Origin of the sequence: Halalkaliarchaeum desulfuricum (genome assembly GCF_002952775.1) — an archaeon.
GTDB lineage: Archaea > Halobacteriota > Halobacteria > Halobacteriales > Haloferacaceae > Halalkaliarchaeum > Halalkaliarchaeum desulfuricum.
On sequence record NZ_CP025066.1, the window covers coordinates 579,388 to 602,039 of the forward strand.

Annotated in this window: 17 protein-coding genes; 3 read left to right on the forward strand and 14 right to left on the reverse strand. The window is 64.8% G+C overall.

Annotated elements, in window-relative coordinates; genetic code table 11:
* Positions 1 to 44 precede the first annotated feature (44 nt).
* The 4 genes from AArcSl_RS02840 to AArcSl_RS02855 all read right to left on the reverse strand — a co-directional run bounded on the left by AArcSl_RS02840 (position 45) and on the right by AArcSl_RS02855 (position 6,716).
* On the reverse strand, positions 45 to 761 hold the full coding sequence (locus AArcSl_RS02840) for a type 1 glutamine amidotransferase (RefSeq protein ID WP_119814745.1): 717 nt from the start codon (positions 759 to 761) through the stop codon (positions 45 to 47).
* Positions 762 to 855: 94 nt separating this feature from the next.
* On the reverse strand, positions 856 to 1,638 hold the full coding sequence (locus AArcSl_RS02845; RefSeq protein WP_119814748.1) for an alpha/beta fold hydrolase: 783 nt from the start codon (positions 1,636 to 1,638) through the stop codon (positions 856 to 858).
* A 6-nt stretch (positions 1,639 to 1,644) separates the two neighbouring features.
* Entirely contained in the window at positions 1,645 to 4,425 is a 2,781-nt protein-coding gene (alaS, locus tag AArcSl_RS02850; RefSeq protein ID WP_119814751.1) for an alanine--tRNA ligase, read from the reverse strand.
* Positions 4,426 to 4,529: 104 nt separating this feature from the next.
* On the reverse strand, positions 4,530 to 6,716 hold the full coding sequence (locus AArcSl_RS02855; protein WP_119814754.1) for an elongation factor EF-2: 2,187 nt from the start codon (positions 6,714 to 6,716) through the stop codon (positions 4,530 to 4,532).
* Positions 6,717 to 6,886: 170 nt separating this feature from the next.
* Between AArcSl_RS02855 and AArcSl_RS02860 the strand changes: the two genes are divergently transcribed.
* Entirely contained in the window at positions 6,887 to 7,633 is a 747-nt protein-coding gene (locus tag AArcSl_RS02860) for a DUF5781 family protein (protein WP_119814757.1), read from the forward strand.
* 21 nt (positions 7,634 to 7,654) lie between these two features.
* Here the strand turns inward: AArcSl_RS02860 and AArcSl_RS02865 are convergent, their stop codons facing one another.
* From AArcSl_RS02865 to AArcSl_RS02875, 3 genes are all read right to left on the reverse strand, one after another.
* Positions 7,655 to 9,034: a PQQ-dependent sugar dehydrogenase gene (locus AArcSl_RS02865; protein ID WP_119814760.1), complete on the reverse strand. Its 1,380-nt coding sequence runs from the start codon at positions 9,032 to 9,034 to the stop codon at positions 7,655 to 7,657.
* 121 nt (positions 9,035 to 9,155) lie between these two features.
* Positions 9,156 to 9,785, reverse strand: a complete 630-nt coding sequence (locus AArcSl_RS02870) for a 30S ribosomal protein S7 (RefSeq protein ID WP_119814763.1) — start codon at positions 9,783 to 9,785, stop codon at positions 9,156 to 9,158.
* A complete protein-coding gene (locus AArcSl_RS02875) occupies positions 9,785 to 10,213 on the reverse strand; it encodes a 30S ribosomal protein S12 (RefSeq protein WP_089672529.1) in 429 nt (142 codons plus the stop codon). The genes AArcSl_RS02870 and AArcSl_RS02875 overlap by 1 nt, the downstream gene beginning before the upstream one ends.
* Before the next feature lie 322 nt (positions 10,214 to 10,535).
* Between AArcSl_RS02875 and AArcSl_RS02880 the strand changes: the two genes are divergently transcribed.
* The gene (locus AArcSl_RS02880; protein ID WP_119814766.1) at positions 10,536 to 11,660 is read left to right on the forward strand and encodes an RAD55 family ATPase; all 1,125 of its coding nucleotides are present in this window, start codon (positions 10,536 to 10,538) and stop codon (positions 11,658 to 11,660) included.
* Between the two features lie 13 nt (positions 11,661 to 11,673).
* On the opposite strand, the gene AArcSl_RS02885 is transcribed toward AArcSl_RS02880, so the two are convergent.
* The 7 genes from AArcSl_RS02885 to AArcSl_RS02915 all read right to left on the reverse strand — a co-directional run bounded on the left by AArcSl_RS02885 (position 11,674) and on the right by AArcSl_RS02915 (position 21,427).
* Positions 11,674 to 12,504, reverse strand: coding sequence for a DUF7537 family lipoprotein (locus tag AArcSl_RS02885; protein ID WP_119814769.1), 831 nt, complete (start codon positions 12,502 to 12,504; stop codon positions 11,674 to 11,676).
* Between the two features lie 92 nt (positions 12,505 to 12,596).
* Entirely contained in the window at positions 12,597 to 13,016 is a 420-nt protein-coding gene (locus tag AArcSl_RS02890; protein ID WP_119814772.1) for a NusA-like transcription termination signal-binding factor, read from the reverse strand.
* 6 nt (positions 13,017 to 13,022) lie between these two features.
* Positions 13,023 to 14,918, reverse strand: a complete 1,896-nt coding sequence (gene rpoA2 / locus AArcSl_RS17735; protein ID WP_449267269.1) for a DNA-directed RNA polymerase subunit A'' — start codon at positions 14,916 to 14,918, stop codon at positions 13,023 to 13,025.
* On the reverse strand, positions 14,857 to 17,790 hold the full coding sequence (locus tag AArcSl_RS02900; RefSeq protein WP_119814778.1) for a DNA-directed RNA polymerase subunit A': 2,934 nt from the start codon (positions 17,788 to 17,790) through the stop codon (positions 14,857 to 14,859). Before AArcSl_RS02900 ends, rpoA2 begins: the two co-directional genes overlap by 62 nt.
* Before the next feature lie 7 nt (positions 17,791 to 17,797).
* Positions 17,798 to 19,624 carry a DNA-directed RNA polymerase subunit B gene (gene rpoB, locus AArcSl_RS02905; protein WP_119814781.1) on the reverse strand — a complete coding sequence of 609 codons (1,827 nt, stop codon included), beginning with the start codon at positions 19,622 to 19,624 and terminating at the stop codon, positions 17,798 to 17,800.
* A gap of 10 nt (positions 19,625 to 19,634) precedes the next feature.
* Positions 19,635 to 21,200, reverse strand: a complete 1,566-nt coding sequence (locus AArcSl_RS02910; RefSeq protein ID WP_119814784.1) for a DNA-directed RNA polymerase subunit B'' — start codon at positions 21,198 to 21,200, stop codon at positions 19,635 to 19,637.
* Complete coding sequence (locus AArcSl_RS02915) at positions 21,197 to 21,427, reverse strand: DNA-directed RNA polymerase subunit H (protein WP_119814787.1); 231 nt, start codon at positions 21,425 to 21,427, stop codon at positions 21,197 to 21,199. Before AArcSl_RS02915 ends, AArcSl_RS02910 begins: the two co-directional genes overlap by 4 nt.
* A gap of 246 nt (positions 21,428 to 21,673) precedes the next feature.
* Between AArcSl_RS02915 and AArcSl_RS02920 the strand changes: the two genes are divergently transcribed.
* The gene (locus AArcSl_RS02920; protein WP_119814790.1) at positions 21,674 to 22,585 is read left to right on the forward strand and encodes an MBL fold metallo-hydrolase; all 912 of its coding nucleotides are present in this window, start codon (positions 21,674 to 21,676) and stop codon (positions 22,583 to 22,585) included.
* Positions 22,586 to 22,652: the final 67 nt, after the last annotated feature.

A 22,652-nucleotide genomic window follows, 5' to 3' on the forward strand; every position in this document is an offset into this window, starting at 1 on the left:
GCTCCCGAACCGGGGCGGAACCGGCATCGCCGGACTCGAACAGCTCAGGCCGTGACCCGGCGCGACTCCTCGAGGGACGCAAGGAAGTTGTCGAACAGTTGCTTCACCTCACAGGCAGCCGCGTGGTTTTCCGGCGTGATCTCGGCGAGCACGGCGTCGACTGTCTCGTCGCCCAATCGGTCGCGTTTCCCTTCTGTCACCTCCCTTGCGGTGTCGATGTCGTACTCGGGATGGAACTGGACGCCCCAGGCGTGCTCCTTCCGGAACGCGTGGATCCCGTACTCGTTTTCCGCGAGAACGCGCGACCCCGGCGGGGGATCGACGACGACGTCGCCGTGGGTGGTGAACGCGGTGAACCGGCGGCCGACGCCCGCCAGAACGGGATCGTCGTCGACGCAGCGCCGGATCTCGTTGTAGCCGATCTCGAAGTCGTCCATTCCGGCGACCCGCCCCCCGAGCGCCTCTGCGATGACCTGGTGGCCGTAACACACCCCCAGGATCGAAAGCCCGCGGTCGTAGGCTTCGCGGACGTACTCCAAAAGCGGCGGAATCCAGGGTTCGTCCCAGTACACCGACGAGCGCGATCCCGTGACGACGACGCCGTCGAAGTCGAAGGCGGCGCCGTCGGGGTACCCACCCGGAAGCTCCCCGCCGGCCGCGTCGTATTCGACGAGATCCGCATCGAGCTCCCGCCGGAAGTTGCGCCGGGTGCTCGCGCCGTCGTGGGCGGCGTTCAGCAGGGCGAGGCGAGTTCTGGTCATTGCTTGTCCGTAGCCGACCGACTCAAAAAGAGGTTGCGCCCGGGGCGGAGGTTTGCCGGGGTCCGTGACGCCGAAACTGCGGGAACGACCCCGCTCACCTCCGTCGTTCGTCCAGCCACGCGAGCAGTCGGTCGTTGACTCGTCGGGACGCTTCGACGTGTACGAGGTGGGCTGCGTCGGGAACCGGCTCGTAGACGCCGCGGGGCAACCCCTCCGCCAGTGCACGACCACGGGAGGGCGGACACTGGTCGTCGAGATCGCCGTGGATCACGAGCGTCGGCAGCGTCAGTTCGTGGAGACGATCTTCGACGTCGAACTCCTCGATCGCGGCACGCTGTGCCTCCCAGACCCGCCTGTCTGCGTCCTCCTGTGACCGCCACTCGACAATCGACTCGACGACGTCCGGCTGGCGCCGTGAAAACTCCCTGGAGACCGCAGAACACACCGACGAGCGCAGCGCTTCCCGGTCATCCGGGGGCGCCCACAATGGCTCCGGATCGAAGCCGTCCCCCGACGGGGGCGTGCCGACGACCGCGAGGCTTTCGACGCGCGTGGAGTTGTCCGCCGCCGAAAGCCCGACCATCCCGCCGAGCCCGCAACCGACCAGGTGGGCCTTCCTGACACCGGCGTCGGCAAGTACGGCCTCGAGATCCGCGACGAGTCCCCCGAGCCGATACGGACCGGGCGGAGCATCGGAGTTGCCGATGCCGCGACTGTCGTACACCAGGCTCTCGTACGGGCCGGCGACAGCGGCGTGTTGCCACCCCCATTGCCAGGCGCCGAAGCCGATCTCACCGACGAACGCGACGGTCGACGCTTCGGGGTTGCCGTCCACCTCGTAGTACAGCGATCTCCCCTCGCAGGTGGCGTACGGCACGGTGGGTCAGTCGGCTGCAAGCAGGTTCTTGAGCACGCCAGGGGCCGACTCGAGGGCCTCGTCCAGCCGGTCGACGTCCGGACCGCCCCCCTGCGCGAAGTCCGGCGGTCCCCCGCCGCCGCCACCGACGCTTGCGGCGAGTTCCGAGACGACCTCGCCGGCGTTCACGCCGGCTCCCTCGGGGACCCCCACGACGAACTGGGCCGAACCGCCCGCGCCCGACCCCAGGACGGCGATCTTCCCCTCGTCGACCAGGGCGTTTGCCGTGGCACGCAACTCGTCGGGGTCGCCGTCGAGCCGCTGGATGACGGCCGGAGTGCCGCCGACGTCGATCTCCTCGGCGTCGGCACTGGCGCGCAGCTCCGCGAGTTCGCTTTTGAGTTCGTCGATTGTCTTGCCCCGCTGTTTCCACTCCTCGAAGAACCGTTCGGCCGTCTCGGGAACGTCCAGCGGATCGACATCCAGTACCTCCGCGGCGTCCCGCAGGGCGTCTTCGGTGCGCTGGGTCGCCTCGATCGCGGCCGTCCCGGCGGCGAACACCAGACGTTCGACCCCGTCCTGCACTGGTTCGGTCTTGAGCAGTTTGATCGTCCCGACCTCGCCGGTCCGGGAAACGTGGGTGCCGCCACACGCCTGGACGTCCTCGTCGATGTGGATCAGTCGAACGTTCCGTCCCGGCGGAATCCCTCCCTGGTAGAGGTCGAACCCGTGCTCCTTTTCGGCCTCGTGGCGGTCGGGCCACTCGGCTTTCACCGCGACGTTGTCCATCACGATCTCGTTTGCGACCCGTTCGATCTCCGTCACCTCCTCTCGGGTGATCCGGTCGTAGTGCCGGACGTCGAGCCGCGAGGAGTCGATCCCCTTCTGGGCGCCGGCCTGCCGGACGTGGTCCCCGAGTACCTGCCGCGCGGCGAAGCCGACGATGTGGGTGGCGGTGTGGTGTCGCATCAGCCGCCGGCGGCGATCGACGTCGATCTGTCCCCTGACGATCTCGCCTTTGCCGGGATCGCCGTCAGTACGATGGAGGATCACGCCGTCGTGGATCTGGACGTCCGTGACCTCGACAGTCGTATCGTCGGTCGAGAGTGTCCCGTGGTCTGCGGGCTGTCCACCGCCCTCGGGATAGAACATCGTGCCGTCGAGCACGACGTCGTACTCGTCGTCGTCTCGCTCGAACACGTCGAGCACGACCGCCTCGAACTCGGTGCGCTCCTGGTCGTCGTAGTAGAGCTGTTCGGTTTCCGGGAGATCGGCGATCCGCTCGTCGGTTTCCTCGGCACGACTCCCCGCCTCCTCTTCGTCGTGCCGCTTTGCGACAAGCGAGTAGAAGTCGTCCGGGACGTCGACGGTTGCGCCGCGATCGGCGGCGATCTCCTCGACCATCTCGGGCTGGATCCCGTGGCTGTCGTACAGCTCGATCAGCTCCGGAAGCGGGATCGGCTCGCCGGTGCCGGCGTACTCGTCGGCCAGTTGCTTTACCTTCCGCGTGCCGCGTTCGAGCGTTCGGCGGTATTTCCGCTCCTCTGTGCGGACCATCTCGCGGATCGTGTCCCGGTTCTCGTAGCCGAGTCGCTCGGCCTGCATGTCGACCAGTTCGTCCAGCGGCGCGTCGACGCCGACCCGGTCGACCAGCCGTTTCGTCCGGCGCAACACCATCCGGGCGAGATAGCCCGTCCCGACGTTCGAGGGGACGATCTCGTCGCCGAACATGTACGCGAGCGTCCGACAGTGATCGGCGATCGCGTAGATGTCCTCCAGCGGCTCCATCAGCTCCCGGAGCCGACCGGCGTCGACGTCGAGTTTCGCTGCAACGTCCTCGCGGGCGGACTCGAGATCGTCGATGTCGTCGATGTCCATCCGTCCGGCGAGCTTGGCCGCACGGTGGACGAGTTCGGCCTCCTCGGGCGTGTGCTCGATGTCGGCGTTGTCCTTCAGAAACTCGATCGCGTCGGGATACACCGCCTCGTACACCGTCGGTGTCCCCTGGCTCATCCAGGCCCACCGCTCGAGCCCGTAGCCGGTGTCGACGATGTAGGTGTCCATCTTCGAATACTGGTTGCCGTCCTTCAGCTCGTACTCCCCGTCGGGATCCTGCTCCATCGACATGAACACGAGGGTCGCCAGCTCGGCACCCCGGTAGATCACCTCGATCGCGGGTCCGGCGTTCCCCCCGCCGACCCACGGGTCCTCGATGTAGGTGATCTCCTCGAGGTTCGCCCCCATCGACTCGAAGAATTCGTCGCAGTACCGGACGGTCTCGTCCTTCCAGTACACCTCCCCCTCGTAGGCGTACTGGTCGGAATCTTCGATGTCCTCCCGGGCGTTGAACGCGTGGTGGGCCATCATCTCGAAGGCCATCGTGTGCCGGCCGGTCTTGCCCACGTTGTCGATGTCCTGCATCCGGATGCACGGCTGGGAGATGCAAAGCGGGTTCGCCGGCGGCGGCGTCTTTCCGGAGGTGACGTGCGGCTGGAAGTCGTAGATCGACGCCTGGGTCAACAGGACGTCGTCGCGCCATCGGTTCGCCGCCACCGGGTACGGATCGATCCGTTCGTGGCCGTGCTCCTCGAAAAAGGAGAGGAACGCCTCCCGCATCTCCTCGAGGGTGTACTCCCGGTCGAATCCGGGGTTGTCGATGAACGAGTAGTCCTCACACGGCGGTTCGCCACACAGTTCTCGGTCGTGGTTCCGCGTCCAGAAGTGAGCACCGCAGGAGGGACACTCCTTCCGCTGGAAGCCTTCCTCCTCGAAGTAATCGAGACGGTACTCGTCGTCGAGGTCACTCATTACCCCTTTTTCGCCCGTGATCGATCAAAAGGGTTCCGGGCCGGCGGCGAGAACGCGACCGGAAACCGGAGAGAAATCGAGAACAACTGAGAAACCGAGAACAGCTAGAAGTAGTCGATCGACGGCGGCAGCTCGAGCTTCATGCCCTTGCGCTCGCGGATCTCCATGATCTTCTCGTTCTGGAGGTTGTCGGCCATCACTCGATAGCCGGCGTTTTCGGTGTTCCAGGAGGCGCGTCCCTCCGTGGCCGATCGGATGTCGCTCGCGAATCCGATCATCTCGTCGACGGGGGCGATGCCCTCCACGACCATGAGGTCGCCCTCCTGGTACATGTCGTCGACGCGGCCACGACGGCCCTGGATCTCGCCGGAGGCGGCGCCCATGTGCTCGTTGGGGACGTCGATCCGGACCTGCTGGATCGGCTCGAGCAGGCGGATCTCGCCGTCGATGAGCGCGCGGTGGACCGCCTGCCGAACCGCCGGGATCACCTGTGCTGGACCGCGGTGGATGGCGTCCTCGTGCAGCCGGGCGTCGTGGAGGCGCAACAGCGCGCCCTGGACTGGTTCTGCGGCCAGCGGGCCGTCGTCCAGCGCCTCGACGATCCCCTCGATCACCAGCTCCATCGTCTCGTTGAGGTGCTGGATCCCTTTCGTGTCGTCCACGAAGACGTTCGTCTTGTGGATGTCCTCCACGTTCTGGGAGGTGTCCTTGTCCATGCCGCACTCCTGGAGTTCCTCGCGGCGCTCCAGTTCGGGCATGTCCATCGAGATGTTGCCGAGCTTGATCCCCTCGACGATGTCGTCGGCGAGCGGCTCGACCGTGATGTAGAACCTGTTGTGGCGGTTCGGCGAAATCCCTTCGACTTCGTCGCTATCCTGCTGGGGCTGTTCGCGATAGACGACGATCGGTTCGCCGGTGATCACCGGGATGTCGTTGTTGCGCTCGATGCGCTGGGTGATCACCTCGAGGTGGAGCTCGCCCTGCCCGGAGATCAAGTGCTCGCCGGTGTCCTCGTTGATCTCGATCTTGATCGTCGGGTCCTCCTTGGACACCTGCTGGAGCACCTCGATGAGCTTCGGCAGGTCGTCCATCTTCTCCGCCTCGACGGACTTGGTGATCACCGGCTCGGAGATGTGCTCGATCGACTCGAACGGCGTCATCTCGACCGAGGAGACGGTGGAGCCGGCGATCGCGTCGCGCAGCCCCGTCACTGAGGCGATGTTCCCCGCGGGGACGCGGTCGACCTCCTCGCGCTCACCGCCCATGAAGATCCCGACCGACTGGATCCGGTTCTTCCCGGCGGTGCCGGAGACGTACAGCTCCTGGCCCTTCTCGAGGGTGCCGGAGAACAGCCGACCGGTCGCGATCTCGCCGGCGTGGGGGTCCATCGAGATGTCGGTCACCATGAAGACTACCTCGCCCTCGTCGTCGACGAACTGCATCTGTTCGGAGATATCGAGGGTGTCGTCGCCCCGCCAGATCGTCGGCACCCGTTCTGGCTGTGCCTTCACGGGGTTCGGGAAGTGCTCGGCGACCATGTCGAGCACGACGTTCGAAAGCGGCGACCGCCTGCGGAGCTCGTCGCGCTGGTCGTTGCGTTCCATCTCGATGATTTCGCCGAAGGAGATCCCCGTCTCCTGCATCGACGGCAGCGACACTGCCCAGTTGTACAGCGCGGAGCCGAACGCGACGGTGCCGTCCTCGACGGACACCTTCCAGCCTTCCTCCTCGTACTTCTCTTCTGCCATCCCGCGGATGAGCTCGTTGACGTCGGCGATAACGTCCTGGAGGCGCTGTTGCATCTCCTCGGGCCCCTCCTGGAGCTCGTTGATGAGCCGGTCGACCTTGTTGATGAACAGCGCGGGCTTTACGTTCTCGCGCAGCGCCTGCCGGAGCACCGTCTCCGTCTGGGGCATCGTCCCCTCGACGGCGTCGACCACCACGAGCGCGCCGTCGACGGCGCGCATTGCCCGCGTGACGTCGCCGCCGAAGTCGACGTGGCCGGGCGTGTCGATCAGGTTGATGAGGTGGTTCGTGTCCTGGTACTCGTGGGTCATGGACACGTTCGCCGCGTCGATGGTGATCCCACGCTCCTGCTCGTCCTCCTCGGTGTCCATCGCGAGCTGCTGGCCGGCCAGATCCTCGGAGATCATGCCGGCGCCCGCAAGGAGGTTGTCTGTAAGCGTCGTCTTGCCGTGGTCGATGTGTGCGGCGATGGCGATGTTCCGGATGTTCTCCGGATTGTCCATCAGCCGCTCACACTCTTGTACGATTTTCTTCCGTCGACCCATTATACAGCGTTATACCGAAAGCAGGGTCAAAAGGGTAGTGTTTCGTCGCAGCGAGAACACCCGAGATTCGGTGTGTGAGCCGGTCGCGTGTCGAAACCTCTCGAAGGTCCTGGCTGGGGAACCGACCTCAGGAAAGAGTCATACGTCCCCGGTCCCTGAAACTGGTACATATGGACGTTCGCGTACAGGGGAATGCTATCGCGAGTCCGTTCTTGAGCGCGGTCGACGTGTTCGAGACCGAGTACGACCTCGAGAAGCCGGTGAAGGTTCACGTACGCGAGGACCCCGACGAGCGGACCTGGGCGGCACATTACCCCACCCACCACACACTCAACATCTCTGCGACGGCGGCCACGAGCGCAATGGCCCGCGAACTCGCGCTCCACGAGTTCTCGCATATGGCCCGCTACGAGCAGGGACATCCCTCGCACCTGCAGTCGACCGAGGAGGCGCTGTTTCTGGCACTCGCTGGCGAATCCGTCGAGCGGCACAAACTCGCTCACTGTTACCAGATCGCAAATCACATGAAGGACATCTACGCCGACGACATCACACTCGACCTCGCGCCGGCGGACAAACTGGTGTCGTTTCTGGAGTCGCGACTGGCGGCTGCCGTCGCCGATCGACCGACGGCTCCGCCCCGACCGGGATCGCGGCTCGCGACGGCCGGGTCGGATCCGGAGATCACCGCAGTGAACGCGGCGTTCGCGCTGGCGCTCGTCGAACGTCACGACCTCGTCTCCCGCGAGCATCGCCTGTACGATCTGGCTCGCGTCGCCGAAAGCGACGCCCCCTCGATCGACGTGCGGGCGTTCAAGCGACGGTTCCGAACGCTGGGGCCGGATCCCAGCGAGAGCGGCTATCGGAAGGCGCTGGTGGACGCAACCCGGGCGTACGCCGCCGATCGCGGCGCCTGATCCGGAGGGTTCGGCCGCGTTCTACGGCGGCGTGATTCTCACCAGTCGGTCGTCGCCCTCCTGCGGGAAGGCGTCGCTCGCCCGGCCGTCCCGGTTCGACGTGACCGCATACAGCGTCCCGTCGGGTCCCTGCTCGACGTGCCGTATCCGTCCGTGTTCGCCTTCGAACACCGAGTGAGCGGTCGCCTGCCAGTCGGGATCGAGCCAGTCCTCGTCGTACCGGATTCCCCGTTCTGCGTCCGGTTCGGGCTCGCCGGCCGGCGAGAGCGTCACGACGTACAGTTGTTCGGAGCCGAGCCCGCCCACCAGCAGCCGATTGCGCAGCGACGGCACCGCTCCGCCCGTATAAAAGACCGTCCCGGCCGGCGCCCAGGTGTCGGACGTGCCGCTGTTGATCGCGGGACGGGCGAAGTCGGTGCCCGGATATTCCTCGCCGTCGCGGGCATCAGGCCAGCCGTGGTTCTCCCCCGACGCCAACACGATGACCTCGTCGCGGGCGCTGGGGCCGTGTTCGGAAATGACCGGGGTCCCGTCCGGGAAAAACGAAATCCCCTGGGCGTTCCGGTGGCCGTACGTGAACACACGCGGATCGGCGCCGTCGCCGAGATCAGGGTTGTCCTCGGGCGCGGAGCCGTCGGGTTCGATCCGGAGGATCTTCCCCGCGAGCGACGAGGGATCCTGCGAGTGCTGCTCCGGCGACCCGGCGTCGCCGGTCGCGATCCACAGGTAGTTTTTGGGGCCGAACGCGATCCGACCGCCGTTGTGGATCCGATCGCCGGGGACGTCTTCGAACACAGTCGTGTGAGTCTCTGCGGGTTCGTCCGCGCTCACGTCGTAATAGGCCAGGCGATTGCGTTCGCCGCCGTGACCGTCGTAGGTGTAATAGACGTACAGGAGCGGGACGTCGGGATAGTTCGGGTGGACGGCAATGCCCATCAGGCCGCCCTCGCCGCCGCCGGCCCACCATCCACCCTCGTCCCCGACGTCGATCGCCTCCGCGTCGACGACGTCGTCGGGTTCGGCGATGGCCTCGACTGTACCGGCGTCGTACCGGAGTATCCGTCCGGGACGTTCCGAAACGAACAACTCGCCGTCCGGCGCGAACGCGAGGTCCCACGGGATTTCGAGTCCCTCGACGAGCGTCTCGACGGCGTACTCGTCCTCCGGCGGCTCTGTCGGCGGTTCCCATTCTGGATCGTAGCCGTCCCACGTATTGATGTCGTGGTCGACCGAAAGATCGTACTCTGCTTCGACAGGATCTGGATCGGTCGCCTCCCCCGATTCGTCCGCCTCGGGTTCCCCGTCACTGTCGGGATCGTCGTCTCCCAGACAGCCCGCCGCAACCACTATCGAACCGGTGCCGAGCGCCGAGAGGGCTCGACGGCGCGTCAATCGTTTCATGGAGTCACACGGAGCCCCGGCCACTAACGTGTTACTCTCTGGCGGAACGGAGACACATCGAACGCAGAAAAGAAACGGAACCGAAAAAGAAACCGCCGCCCGAACTCACAACGCGCCGAGGTTATCGCGCCGCGGCGGCGACCCGTTCGCGCTCTTCCTTCTGGGAGATCGGGTACGCCTGGACGTCGTAGTTGGCGGCACCGATCAACTGGGTTGCAAGCGCCTCAGCCGCCGGCGTCGGCGACTTGAACGTGGCGTTCTGGACGCCCTCGGCGATGAACTTCAGCGCCTGGTCGACCCGTCGCTGGGGTGCGACGTCGACGGCCTTCGGGACGGAGATCCCGCCGTACTTCAGCCGGACCGTCTCCTCGCGGGGTGCCGCGTTTTCCACGGCGCGCACGAGTACCTGAACGGGGTTCTCCTCGGTGCGCTCGTGAACGATTTCGAAGGCGTCACGAACGATGTTGAGCGTCTGCTGTTTCTTGCCCGTGTTCTCGTCGGTCTGCATCAGCCGATTGATGAGGCGCTCGACGATCGAGATCTCGCTTTTCTCGAACTGCTTGGACGAGTGACGTCCCATCGTGTGCGCCACCGGCGTGACGTTGATGTACCGCTGCGTGCTCGGATCCGAGTACTCCATGTCGCTTACGTCCCAGACACCGAACAACAGCGCTGTCGACGATCCGTCGGACTCTTCGGCCTCCGCTTCGGAATCGACTTCCGCCTCAGTGTCGGACTCTGATTCGCTCATTATCGAACCGGCTTCTCCGCGTTACCGCGAACGAGTTCGATCATCGACACGCCGTTCACCTTCTCGACTTTGTAGTTCACGCCCGAGAGGTCGCCCATCGCACGACCCTTCGCGCCGCCGATCCCGGCGATCGTGACCTCGTCGTGCTCGTCGATAAAGGAGATCGCGCCGTCGCCCGGACAGAAGGCCGTTACCTGCTTTCCGTTCTTGATCAGCTGAACGCGAACACACTTTCGGATCGCGGAGTTCGGCTGCTTTGCCTCGATGCCGACCTTCTCGAGAACGATCCCGCGTCCCTGCGGGGCGCCCTCGAGCGGGTCGGACTTCTTTTTGAGCCCGCGCTCGCGCCGAGCGTACTCGGAGTCGGACCAGCGTCGCTTCTGCCGGTCCTTTTTGAGCTTGCGGGCGGCGTATTTGCCGTTCGCCATTGTACACCTGAATTCTCCGTGGAACTACTTAAGCACCGTCATTCGAAGACGGCGAAACGGCTCGAGCGGCTGGTAGCGATGGCTATAAAGCGATCTGAGACGGTTTCGCCGACACGGAAAACGGGAACGACGCCAGCTAACCGCCGCCGAGATGCCGAGCGCGTCACAGAAGCAGTCGTTCCCCGACACGGGACCGACGTCGGCCCCCCGCCCACTCCCTCTCCCGACGACCGTTATCAGGCGCGGTAACTTGACAATCATCTATAAATGTTCCCGCAAATACAGCCGAAACGGGACAGCCGACGTCCCGGGGTACGACGGCATGACCGACACCGACGCTGGAGGGGAGACGGATCGGGCGGACGAGGACGGACTCGACCGGTTGTTCCCGTTCGAGGAGAGCCCCGAAGACCCGGAACGCGAGGCCGACGAGTCGGAGGGCGAGGGACACAGTGGAGAATCCGACGATACAGGAGTCCTCGACGATGCCGCTGTCGCTCCCGACGATCCCGATTCGAATGCTGATAGCTCCACCGACCCGCAAATGAACGCCGGCAACGGGAGTTCTACTGCCGACAAGGCGGTGGCTACTGGAGAGATAGGCGATGACGCGCAACTCGGCGAGGACGCAGAACTCGACGAGGACGCAGAACTCGATGAGGACGTAGAACTCGGCGGAGGGACGCTCGGTCCCGCGGGCGATCCCGGACCGACCAGTTCGGGAGAGGGAAAACTCGACGCCGACCTTTCGGCGATCGAAGACGAACCACGGGTCGAACGGGAACAACCGCCGGAACAGCCCGCCGGCAACCGGCTCTCGACGGGGATCGAGCCGCTCGACCGGCAGCTCGACGGGGGGATCCCACCCGGCCGACTCGTCACGTTCGTCGCACCACCCGACACCCAAAGCGAGCTACTCATAAAGGAACTGGCCAGCGAACGGAACACGCTGTACCTGTCGACGATCCGCCCGCGCTGGGAGATCGAAGAGGAGCTCAGAGATCACATCCAGCGAAACCACGACTCGGGGGGCGCCAGAGAAGCCCGGATCGAGCAGCTCCCCACGGACGCGAGGCTCGAAACGGCACGGACGTACATCGACGACCTCGAAAACCGGTCGCTTTTGATCGTAAACGCCGCAAACGAGCTGGAAATCGAGGCAGAACACAGGTACGCCGAGTTCCTGAACGCGGTCAAGGAGGCGCTGTGGGACACCGCGAGCATCGGCCTGTTCTATCAGGTCAAGGACGAACAGTCCCCGCCGGGTCGGACGATAACCCTGCGCCGCTGTGACCTGGTTTGGGAACTCCACAAGTCCATGGAGAACACCGGGATCGACAACTATCTCGAAGTGTCGAAGTTCCGCGGGGGCAGTGCGCTAAGTGACCCGCTCAAACTCAAACTCACCGACGAGGTCGAGATCGACACCAGCCGCGACATCGCCTGAGGATCCTGCCCGATCAGTCGCTTCCGCCGGCTTCCTCGCGGGCGTCTTCGACCCACGCCGGCTCCGGTAGCGTCGTCCCGCCGACGTCCAGGTACTCGCTGGTCTGGACGACGCGGACGGCCTGTCCGTCTGTCTCGCCCTCGAACTCCTGGGTGAGCTCCCGGATGATCCCCCGCTCGTCGACGACGAGCGTCGCCTCGCCGTCGGTCACGGTCTCGGGAACGTCCCGGTCGCCCTCGAAGTCGGAGCCGGAGAACCGATAGCAGGTCAGCTCCCCGCATTGTTGTGTCCCCTCGAACGTGAAGCTCCACTCGTAGATCGCTCCCGTTCCGGTACGGGCGTCCGAGCGCATCTCCTCGGTGAACTCTTCGGCCGTTCGATCGATCGCGTCGGCGGAGTACTGTGTGTCGTCGCCGGCGATCTCGCGAACGTACATCGTGTCACCCTCGGCGTAGAGAGTCAACTGCTCGGGGGTGTCGCGGAACTCGTTGTCGAAGAGCTGGCGCTCGCTTTCGAGGTTCCAGGCGGTGTCGAGCGTCTGGTTTTCGAACCACGGGATCGGGGGATCCTCCCCGTCGTGAGTGCTGGCGATCTCCGAGGCGACTGTGAAGCTCCCCGTGTCCATCACTGCGTCAACGTGAGCCCCCTCGAGCGCATCTGCGTCGAGTTCGCCGTCGTCGATCCACGGCTGCTCGTCTGCCGCGGACTCGTCGTCGGTCTCGGTCGCCGGCGTTTCGGTCGGCTCCGTCGGCGATGCGTCCGGGTCCTCTCCCGGCGCGAGTGCTGTACAACCCGCCCCGAGCAACAGAACCGCGACCGCGAGAATTGCAATCGTTCGTCGCATGGCTCGGTTGCGGGGCTCACGGTACAAAATCACAGCGATTCAGGCGGCCCGATGGAAACCAGTCGGTCGAAAACTACTATCGAGGGGTGAAGTTACGTGAGTTGGACGTCGTCGACGTCGTGGTGCCGTCCCGCGAGCCGACGTGCCGTCTCGATGGTTCGGCCGTCGGTTCCGATCGCGACCCCGCGGTCGGCCGGTTCGACTTCGACGTACGCCACCCGGTCGTTCTGCTCGGAGATCGTGACGGCCCTGACCGCGGCCGGCGCGAGCGCGTTCGCCACGAACGCCTCCGGCGTCTCGGCGTACTCCACCAGCTGGACCCCCCGCCCCAGCTCCGCTTCGACGCGGTCGACGGTCCGACCGCCCGGTCCGATCGCCTCGTGCATCTCCCCGGGGGGAACGACGAACACCAGACGGTCCTCCTCGACCAGGCAGTCACGCGGGGTAACCCCCGTCAGCTCGTCGAACCGACCGATGTAACGGCGCGCCTCGTCCGAAAGCGTCACCCGCATCGACGCTCAGTCGTCCGAGGTCCGTGGGGAGCCGGAGCCGCCGGTGGTCCCCATCCGGAGATCGACGTCGCCGGTTCCCAGCGAGATCGGCTTGCCGACGATGACGTTCTCGATGACACCGTTGAGGTCGTCCCGCTCGCCGTGGATCGCCGCGTCCAGCAGGTGGTTCACCGTCACCTCGAAGGCCGCCCGTGCGAGCACGGAGTCCTTCGAGCCGGAGATGCCGTGGCGGCCGATCGACTCGATCGTGCCGCGGTTCGTCATGATGTCGGCCACCAGCATCAGGTGTCGGACGTTGACGTCGCCCAGCCCCTGCTCCTCGAGGGTGGTGTTCGTCTCGTTGATGATCGTCTCGCGGGCGGCCTCGACGCCGAGCGTCCGGTAGATCTCGTGGATGTTGTTGCACGTCGTCCGGGTCGGGTCCACGCCCTCGATCTCGAGGACGTCCCCGAACGCCGACCCCTCGGTGTAGAGGACGAACTCCTCGCCGGCGTCGATCTCTTCTTTCCGGATGACGACGCGGTCGACCTCCTCGATGCCCTTGAAGACGACATCCCGGAGCTGTTCGACAAGCTGCAGCAGCTGCCGGTAGGAGGGACTCGGCGGGCCGAACTCCACGAGCGTCCCCTGCTGGCGGGTGTCCACCCCCAGCGCGTCCTCGATCGTCTCGGCGATCTCCTCTGCGACGACGTTCGGGTCGTCGTAGGTGGGCCACCGCTCCAGCAGCGTCTCCTCGTTGAGGTCGATCTGGACCAGCATGTCGGCGACGTTCGTCGAGACGTCACCCAGCGCCAGGATCTTCGTCGCCTCGATCGACCACACCACCTCGTGTGCCTTCTCGCGCTCCTTGGCGTACTCGCCATCGAGATGGACGGTCATCATCGGCGTGTCCGGCGTCTTCCGGGCGTCCACCAGCTCGATGAGCCGGGGTAGCCCCTGCGTGACGTCGATTTCGGCGACGCCAGCGTAATGGAAGGTGTTCATGGTGTTGTGAGTCACGACACCTTCCGCGGTCGTGAACGTCTCCAGTCCTTCGACCGAGAGATCGTACACGTGTTCGTAGTCGCTGGTGACTGTCTCGATCGACTCGATTCGATCCCAGACGACTGTATCGTCATACCTGTCGTCTTGAGCAGTCGTCGTCACCGCCACACCGCCGTCGGTTACCGTCTGTTCGGGTTCGAAAGCAGTGAAGTCGGCACGTCCGATGGCCGGATCGAACTCACCCACGACAGGGAGTTCGTCACCGACGTCAAGGGAGTCGCCGGCGACCGGAACGATTTCGTCGTTCTGTTTGATCACGAACGAGTGCGCCTTCGTCGCCCGAATCGTTCGGCCGGATTCGAGTTGGAACTGGAGCAGTTCATCGGGCGTCCCGTGCCGGCTGACCTCCTCGACGGTTTTCCAGCGTACCTGTTCGTCTTCGCCGAGGCTTAGCGCCTCCATTCCCTCGGGGGCCAGCGCGACCTCGTGTCCGTCAAACGTCCGTGTTTCCCGTGAGTCGATGACGCCGTCAACTAACTCACCGATATCGACGATGTCGCTTTCGCCGTCCTTTCGGACGATCACGCGTTCGTCGTAGGGAACGCTCATCTGCGTTCCGGGTTCCCCGATCGACTGTGCGCTCACAGTCCCCACCGGATCGAGTGGATCAACTCGCGTCTGACGGTACCGGTTCTCCACCGCCTCCGCGATGTCGCTTGCTTGCTCTGTGGTGATCGCGCCGTACTCGGCGCACTTCCGGTCGATCGTCTCGTACACCTCGTCCCTGAGCCGCCGCGGGAGTTCCGTGTCCTCGACGATCGCCTCGATGTCCTCGGTGACGTTGTCGTAGTCGGTTTCAGTCATCGGATTCCACCTCCGCGTCGAAACCCTGCGCTTTGTCCAGTCCCGGCCCCGCATACTCCGAGAGGTTCGTCGGCGGCTCCCGCCGGCCGAGGAACTCCTCGCGCTCCGCTTTTGAGTCGAACTCCTCCTCGAGGACCCTGTCTGCGATCTGGTCGACGTCGATGTCGTTGTCCTCGCTCGAGGACACCCGCACCGGGGAGGTGCCATCCTCGCCGAATTCGAACTGGACGATCGTGTCCGATGTGTCCCGAACCGTGCCGTCGTACTGCGACTCCAGTTCCGAGAGCGCGTTGATCAGCCGGCGCTGGAGGTAGCCGGACTTCGAGGTCCGGACCGCCGTGTCGACCAGGCCCTCGCGGCCCCCCATCGCGTGGAAGAAGAACTCCTTGGGCGTGAGCCCGCCCCGATAGGAGTTCTCGACGAAGCCGTGGGCGTCAGCAGAGAGGTCGTTCGGCTCGAAGTGCGAGAGCGTCCGGTCCTCGTAACCTCGGTTGATCCGCTCGCCTCGCACTGCCTGCTGGCCGACGCAGCCGGCCATCTGGGTGAGGTTGAGCATCGATCCCCGCGCGCCGGACTGGGCCATCACGACTGCCGGGTTGTCGTCGGTGAAGTGCTGCTCGGCGATGTCGCCGGCGGAGTCGCGGGCCTTCCCCAGCGTCTGCATGATCTTCATCTCCAACGTCTCGTCGACCGTCCGTCCCGGCAGGCTTTCGAGTTCCCCCGCCTGGTAGGTCTCGATGAGCTCCTCGACCCGGTCGTAGGCGCTTTGAATCGCCTCGTTTACCTGCTCTTCGGCCTGCAGCGGGATCGACTCGTCGTCGATCCCGATCGAGAAGCCGAAGTGCATGATCGCCCGCATCGCCAGCGCGGCGACCTCGTTTATGAACACGCGGGCGCGGGTTCCCCCGTACACCTTCGTGATGGTGTCGACGATCTCGCCGCCGAACTCGCCGACCCCCTCCGAGTCGATGGTCCCCTCGAGCAACTCCCCGTTCTCGACCCGGACGGTGTCGCCCGTCTCGCTCGTGAACTCAATAGAGAGGTCGTCGGGGAGCAAAAGCGAGAAGATGGTCCGGCCGGTCCAGTAGGGGCCGTCCTCGTTCTCGCCGTCCGGCCCCGGCAGTTCGTCGATACGGGTGGCGCGAAGCAGGTCCAGCGCCTGCGTTTCGGTGAACTCGGGATCCTCGTGGGTGAGCAGGTACATCCCGGAGATGTGGTCCTGGATCGCCCCGATGATGTTCTCGCCGAACCGCGGGCTGAGAATCTGCTCTTGCACGCGCATCAACACCCGCGCCTCCGCCCGGGCCTCCTCGTTTTGCAGCGCGTGCATGTTCATCTCGTCGCCGTCGAAGTCGGCGTTGTACGGCGGGCACACGACCGTGTTGAGCCGGAACGTCTTGTACGGCATCACCACGACCTCGTGGGCCATGATCGACATGCGGTGCAGCGAGGGCTGTCGGTTGAAGATCACGATGTCGCCGTCGACCAGGTGGCGGTTGACCTCCCAGTCGACCTCGACTTTCTCTGCGAGCTCCTCGCAGTTCTTCTCGGTCACCTTCAGCCGCCGGCCATCGGGCCGTCGGACATAGTTCGCGCCGGGGTGGTCCTCCGGGCCGTTGCGGACGTACTGCCGGGCCCGATCGAGGTTCCGTTCGGTGACGTTCATCGTCTGGGTCATCTCCATCGCCACTCGGTCGGGGACACCGACCTCGTTGAGCGAGAGTGTCGGATCCGGCGAGATGACGGTCCGGGCCGAGAAGTTCACGCGCTTGCCCGAAAGCGAGCCACGGAAGCGGCCTTCCTTGCCCTTCAACCGCTGGGAGAGCGTCTTGAGGGGGCGCCCCGAGCGGTGACGTGCCGGCGGCGTTCCGGAGATCTCGTTGTCGATAAAGGTGGTAACGTGATACTGGAGCAGCTCCCAGAGGTCCTCGATGATGAGCTGTGGCGCGCCGGCCTCGCGGTTCTCCATGAACCGCTGGTTGATCCGGATGATGTCGACCAGCTTGTGGGTGAGGTCGTCCTCCGAGCGCTGGCCGTTGTCCAGCGTGATCGACGGCCGCGCGGTCACCGGCGGCACCGGCAACACGGTGAGGATCATCCACTCCGGACGCGAGTTCTCGGCGTTGATCCCGAGCACCCGGAGATCGTCGTCCGGGATGTCCTCGAACCAGTCGCGGATGTCGGAGGGCATCAGCTTGTTCATGTCCTCCTCGGTGAGGTCGACGTCGAGTTCCTTCTCGAGCGCTTTGCGGTCCTCCTTTCGGGGACGGAACTCGCCCGAGAGGATCTGGTTGACCCGTTCGAGGGCGATCCCCGTCTCCTCGGCGAGTTCCTGAGGCGAGATGCCGCGGTCGTCCTCGTCGTCCGGGTCCGGCTGCATCGCGTCGGCGATGCGCTCGGAGTAGTTCCCGGCGAGGACGTCCTGGACCTCGTAGTAGGTCGTCGGCTTCTCGTGTTTGATGTCAGCCTGCGGCGACCCACAGTGGGGACAACGACTCGCCTTGCGGGCCTGCCGAACGGCCGCTTTCAACACGTCGTTCGGGTCGTTCCCGAGTTCGCGCGTTCGCTCCAGTTTCTCGCTGAACTCCGCCATCTCGTCGGGCATCAACGCGAGCCGTCCACACTCCCTGCAGGTCGACCGCAGGAGCCGGCGGATGAGCTTCGCGAACCCGACGTGGATCACCGGCGCTGCGAGTTCGATGTGGCCGAAGTGGCCGTTACAGGAGCCGGAGTGTTTCCCGCAGGTGCGACACTCCAGACCCGGATCGATGACGCCGAGTCGGGGATCCATCAATCCCATGTCGATCGGGTAGCCGTCGTCGTCGTACGTGTCCGCCGTGATGACCTTCGTGGCGGACATGTCCCGATACGTCTCCGGGTCCATCAGTCCGAAGCTGATTCCGCCGATCGTTTTGGGTGATTGCATTGCCATGTTAGACTGCGTCCTCCAGTTCGAGTTTCGGCCGGATTCCGAGCGCCTTCATCTCGTCGAGCAGGAGCTTGAACGCGTAGCTCACCTCGATCTCGTGGATGTTGTCGTCGTTTCCGGTGATCGGATCGTACACGCGGCGTTGCTCGACGTCCTCCACGGCGACCATCCCCGTGTCGGCAGAGACGTACACGTCCTCCCTGTCCGAGGAGTCGAGCAGCCGTTCCTTCAGTGCCATCGCGGCTCCGTGCCCGATGAGCACCTCCCGTTCCATTTCGCCGACGCGCAGGCCGCCCTCTCGGGCGCGCCCCTCGGTCGGCTGGCGGGTGAGCACCTGCACCGGCCCGCGCGAACGGGCGTGCAGCTTGTTCGAGACCATGTGGTACAACTTGTGGTAGAAGATGGTCCCGACGAAGATCTCCGCCTCGATCTTTTCGCCGGTGACTCCCGAGTACATGACCTCCTTGCCGCTGGAGTCGAAGCCGTGCTCTTCGAGCGCCTCGCGGAGCTCCTCTTCGTCTTCGCCCTGGAACGGCGTCCCGTCGACACGGCGCCCCTCGAGGGAACCGACTTTGCCGCCGAGCATCTCCAGCACGTGGCCGACCGTCATCCGTGACGGCAGCGCGTGCGGGTTGAGGACGAGGTCCGGTACCACGCCTTCCTCGGTGAATGGCATGTCTTCCTGGGGAGCGAGGTGACCCACGACCCCCTTCTGTCCGTGACGGGACGCGAACTTGTCCCCGAGCTCGGGGATCCGCTCGTCCCGCACCGACACCTTCGAGAGTTTGGATCCGTCCTCGCCCTCCATCAGGGTGACGGTGTCGACGACGCCGTCCTCGCCCGAGCGCATCGTCACGCTGGTTTCGCGCCGTTTCTGGGGGGAGAGCCCGCCCATGTCGTCCGGCTCCTCGAGGAACCGCGGCGGCGACGTCTTCCCGAGCAACACCGAGTTCTCGTCGACTGGCGTCTCGGGGTTGACGAGGCCGTCCTCGTCGAGATGGGTGTACGCGTCCTCCCCGCGGGCGCCGCGGACGTCCTGGCTGGGGATCTCGAAGTGGTCCTCCTGACCGCCGGGATAGCGCCGTTCCTCGCCCTCGTAGGTCCGGAAGAAGTGAGAGCGGGCGAGTGCCCTGTCGACGGAACCCTTGTTCATGACCAGCGCGTCCTCGATGTTGAACCCCTCGTAGGACATCACGGCCACGACGAAGTTCTGGGCGGCGGGTCGCTTGTCGAAGCCGATCTGATCGCTCGTCTGGGTGTTCACCATCGCGAGCTGCGGGTAATGCAGCAGATGCTGGCGGGTGTCCGGGCGGATCCGGTAGTTCGCCGCCGGGAGTCCGAGCGACTGTTTCATCATCCCTGCCCCCATCGTGATGCGCGGCGAGGCGTTGTGCTCGGGGTAGGGGATCATCCCGGCACCGATCCCGAAGATGAGCTGGGGATCGACCTCGAGGTGTGTGTGTTTCGGTGTCAGTTCGTCCTCGTCGACAGCGACGTAGATGTCCTCTTCCTCCTCGGCGTCGATGAACTCGACGTAGCCGCGTTCGACGAGGTCCTCGAAGTCGATGTCGCCGCGTTCGATCGCCTGGATGTGCTCGTCGTCGAGGAGGGGTTCGCCGTCCTCGACGACGATGAGCGGCCGCCGTGCACGACCCGCGTCGGCGTTGACGATCACTTCCTTCGTGCGGGGATTCACCGACACGTTCACCATCTTGGAGACGTCGCCGCGGCGGCGTGCCTCCCTGATCCGTTCTGCGAGCTGTTCGGGGTCGGGATGTGTTCCGACCAGACTGCCGTTGACGAAAACTTTCGCGTCGCGTGCCTGAGCCATGTTGTTGTAGTTAGTCGTCCGCCGTCGTTCGTTCGACGCTCTCGATTCCCGGGATCTCCTCGACACCCATCGATGCCAGTTCCCGTTTGAGCCGCTGTTCGTCCTCGACGTTCTCGGACAGCTCCATCGCCTGCGCGAAGTTCTTCACCAGCCCACAGTTGGGCCCCTCCGGCGTCTCGGAGGGACAGATCCGTCCCCACTGGGTGGCGTGCAGGTCCCGCGCCTCGAAGTGGGGCTGTGAACGGGACAGCGGGGAGCGAAGCCGACGGAGGTGCGAGAGAACGCCCATGTAGTCGGTTCGGTCGACGAGCTGAGAGACGCCCGACCGGCCGCCGACCCAGTTGCCCGTCGCGATCGGGTGTTCGAGCCGTTCTGTCAGGACGTCCGAGCGGACGACCGTGCTGACCGTCAGGTTCCGGTTTCGCATGTTCGCCCGTTCGAGCTGATATTTCACGTCGCGGGCGAGTTTGTTCAGCGCCGTCCGGAACAGATCGGTCATCAGGTCGCCGGAGACCTTCAGCCGCTTGTTCGCGTAGTGGTCCTTGTCGTCGGCCTCCCGGCGATCGAGTGCGAGCTCGAAGCAGGCCTCGGCCATCCTGCAGAGGTAGTACGCCTTGTTGATCCGGACGTCCTCCTCCTCGACCCCCTCCTCGTGGAGGTGCGGCAGCAGGTAGCGGTCGATGACGTAGTTGGCCCGCTTGAGCTGGTAGTTCTTCCCCTGGCCGGAGGCGACGCGTTTGCCCAGCGTCTCGATGGCCTCCTCTTCGGTCTGGACTTCCGCCTCCTCTAAGTTCTCGAGCATGAACTTCACGATCTCCGGATCGTCGGAGACGCGGTGGACGATCTCCTCGTCGGACTCCAGCCCGAGGGCACGAACCAGCGTCACGAAGTTGATCGATCCAGAGACCGACGGGAACGACACCTCGAGGATGCCGTCCCGGGTCCGTTCACACAGCACGAGCGCGCGGTATCCGCGGCGCTGGGAGAACGTCTTCGCAACCTGGATCTCGTCGCCGTACTTGGTGTCGTACTCCGCGAGGATCTTGTTCGGCGCGAGGTCCTCGCTGGTCATCAGCACGCGCTCGGAGCCGTTGACGATGAAGTACCCGCCGGGATCGACAGGGTCCTCGCCGATGTCGATCCGTTCGGCCTCCGAAAAGCCCGCCATGTTGCACTTCTTCGACCCGACCATGATCGGCATTCGACCGACCTTCGTCTCCGTGGAGTCGACGACCGTCTCCGGCTCCTCCTCGCCGCCGCGAACGATCGACATCTCCATGAACACCGGCGCGGCGTAGGTGATGTTCCGGAGTCGTGCCTCCTGGGGGTACAGCAGTTCCTCGCTGCCGTCCGCCTCGCGGACGCGGGGGGTGGCGACCCGGACGTCGCCGAGTTCGACGAAGACGGGTTCCTGTCCCTCTTTGTCGCCGATGTCGGTGTCGATCGTCTCCTTCTCGTCGACGACCTGTTGCATGCCGCGGTCCAGGAAGTTGTTGAACGACCGGAAGTGGTGTTCGGCGAGTCGTTCCTCCGAGAAGTACTCCCTCGAAATGACGCGTCTGTCCTGTCTGTTCATTCAACCACCAGTCGATATACGACTGCTCGGTCTGTCGTTCGGGAGTCCCGAATTACTTTCACCACGTCACCGCGCTCGGCACCGTCGGGCAACGCAGGATCTGTACGCTTGATCTTGGGCAAATTCGTCTTCCGGACGTTGTACTCCTCGAGTACCTCCTCGACCTCCGAGGGATCATCGAGAAGCACGTGCTCCGGGACGAGTTCGTGTTGGCTTACGTCTACCATGGGTCTGGCTCGCTGTGGGGAGAAGCGGTCACGAGATACTACAGCGGATTAACAGGGCCACTCATTTAAGCGTTGCCAACCGCGACAGAGACGAGCGACTCATCGGGCCGCGACGTGACAACTCGAAACACGACCGCGAACGGTAAAAAAGGTGGCGCCGAATACGCCGTTCGAACGTCGGTGTGAGGCCGTACAGCCGAAATACGGACGGAACGTTTTAAGCTCGCTCCGGAGAGCATCCGATACATGGCACGAGGCGAGTTGGAGACTGTTCCCGGAACCGAGGGGCTGTTCTACTACGACACGGGCATGTACGACGTCGACGAGTACGGATCGGTGTACGTCGTCGACGCCGAGAAGCCGGCGGTGATCGACACCGGCATCGGGACGAACCGCGAAGGGCTGTTCGACGCGATTGATGAGGCACTCTCCGGGCGCGTACCGGCGTACGTCCTTCCGACGCACGCCCACCTGGATCACGCCGGCGGTGCCGGCTACCTCGCCCGGAGATATTCGGACGCGACGGTGCTCGCCCACGAACGGGCGGTCCCACACCTCGTCGATCCCGAGCGACTCGTCGAGGGGACGAAGGCCGCCGTCGGCGAGCAGTGGAAGTACTACGTCGAGCCCGCCCCGATTCCGGAGGATCGGATCGACGGGCTCGAAGACGACGACACCATCGACCTCGGCGATCGGACGCTCGACGTCCACGAAGCCCCCGGTCACGCTCCCCATCAGGTCGTCTTCCACGACCGGACGGCCGACGCCGTCTTCACCGGCGATGCGGCCGGGATCTACGTCCGCGACGACGACGAGATCAGGGTAACGTCCCCACCGCCGCAGTTCCACGCCAAACAGTGCATCGACGACGTGAAGATGATCCAGGAGGTCGATCCCGAACTGCTCTGCTTCGGCCACTTCGGTCCCAGAGAATACGACGCAGACGTGCTCGACGAGTACAAACGAACACTCGTGGAGTGGGTCGAAGCTGTAAAGCAGAAACGCCGCGAACTCGACGACGACGAGGCCGTGATCGAACACTTCGTGAAGCACGCCCGGATCGTCGACGCCTGGGGGGGAGAGAAGAGTCGCGCGGAGGCCCGACTGAACACGCGGGGTGCAATCGCGTATCTCGATTACGTCGGCGAGGACGCCTGACTGTCGCCGAGGGGCTGTCACCGACACGGCGTATAAACAGAAAACAGCCCAATTGTTTATTATAGAT

What these genes read in the sequence shown, in the direction of transcription:
- AArcSl_RS02900 (WP_119814778.1), bottom strand. Translation starts at nt 17,790, where the DNA reads ATGCAATCACCCAAAACGATCGGCGGAATCAGCTTCGGACTGATGGAC.
- AArcSl_RS02870 (WP_119814763.1), bottom strand. Translation starts at nt 9,785, where the DNA reads ATGAGCGAATCAGAGTCCGACACTGAGGCGGAAGTCGATTCCGAAGCG.
- AArcSl_RS02860 (WP_119814757.1), top strand. Translation starts at nt 6,887, where the DNA reads ATGGACGTTCGCGTACAGGGGAATGCTATCGCGAGTCCGTTCTTGAGC.
- rpoB (WP_119814781.1), bottom strand. Translation starts at nt 19,624, where the DNA reads ATGGCTCAGGCACGCGACGCGAAAGTTTTCGTCAACGGCAGTCTGGTC.
- AArcSl_RS02910 (WP_119814784.1), bottom strand. Translation starts at nt 21,200, where the DNA reads ATGAACAGACAGGACAGACGCGTCATTTCGAGGGAGTACTTCTCGGAG.
- AArcSl_RS02875 (WP_089672529.1), bottom strand. Translation starts at nt 10,213, where the DNA reads ATGGCGAACGGCAAATACGCCGCCCGCAAGCTCAAAAAGGACCGGCAG.
- AArcSl_RS02880 (WP_119814766.1), top strand. Translation starts at nt 10,536, where the DNA reads ATGACCGACACCGACGCTGGAGGGGAGACGGATCGGGCGGACGAGGAC.
- AArcSl_RS02915 (WP_119814787.1), bottom strand. Translation starts at nt 21,427, where the DNA reads ATGGTAGACGTAAGCCAACACGAACTCGTCCCGGAGCACGTGCTTCTC.
- AArcSl_RS02890 (WP_119814772.1), bottom strand. Translation starts at nt 13,016, where the DNA reads ATGCGGGTGACGCTTTCGGACGAGGCGCGCCGTTACATCGGTCGGTTC.
- rpoA2 (WP_449267269.1), bottom strand. Translation starts at nt 14,918, where the DNA reads ATGCGGGGCCGGGACTGGACAAAGCGCAGGGTTTCGACGCGGAGGTGG.
- AArcSl_RS02920 (WP_119814790.1), top strand. Translation starts at nt 21,674, where the DNA reads ATGGCACGAGGCGAGTTGGAGACTGTTCCCGGAACCGAGGGGCTGTTC.
- AArcSl_RS02865 (WP_119814760.1), bottom strand. Translation starts at nt 9,034, where the DNA reads ATGAAACGATTGACGCGCCGTCGAGCCCTCTCGGCGCTCGGCACCGGT.
- AArcSl_RS02885 (WP_119814769.1), bottom strand. Translation starts at nt 12,504, where the DNA reads ATGCGACGAACGATTGCAATTCTCGCGGTCGCGGTTCTGTTGCTCGGG.
- AArcSl_RS02855 (WP_119814754.1), bottom strand. Translation starts at nt 6,716, where the DNA reads ATGGGTCGACGGAAGAAAATCGTACAAGAGTGTGAGCGGCTGATGGAC.
- AArcSl_RS02840 (WP_119814745.1), bottom strand. Translation starts at nt 761, where the DNA reads ATGACCAGAACTCGCCTCGCCCTGCTGAACGCCGCCCACGACGGCGCG.
- alaS (WP_119814751.1), bottom strand. Translation starts at nt 4,425, where the DNA reads ATGAGTGACCTCGACGACGAGTACCGTCTCGATTACTTCGAGGAGGAA.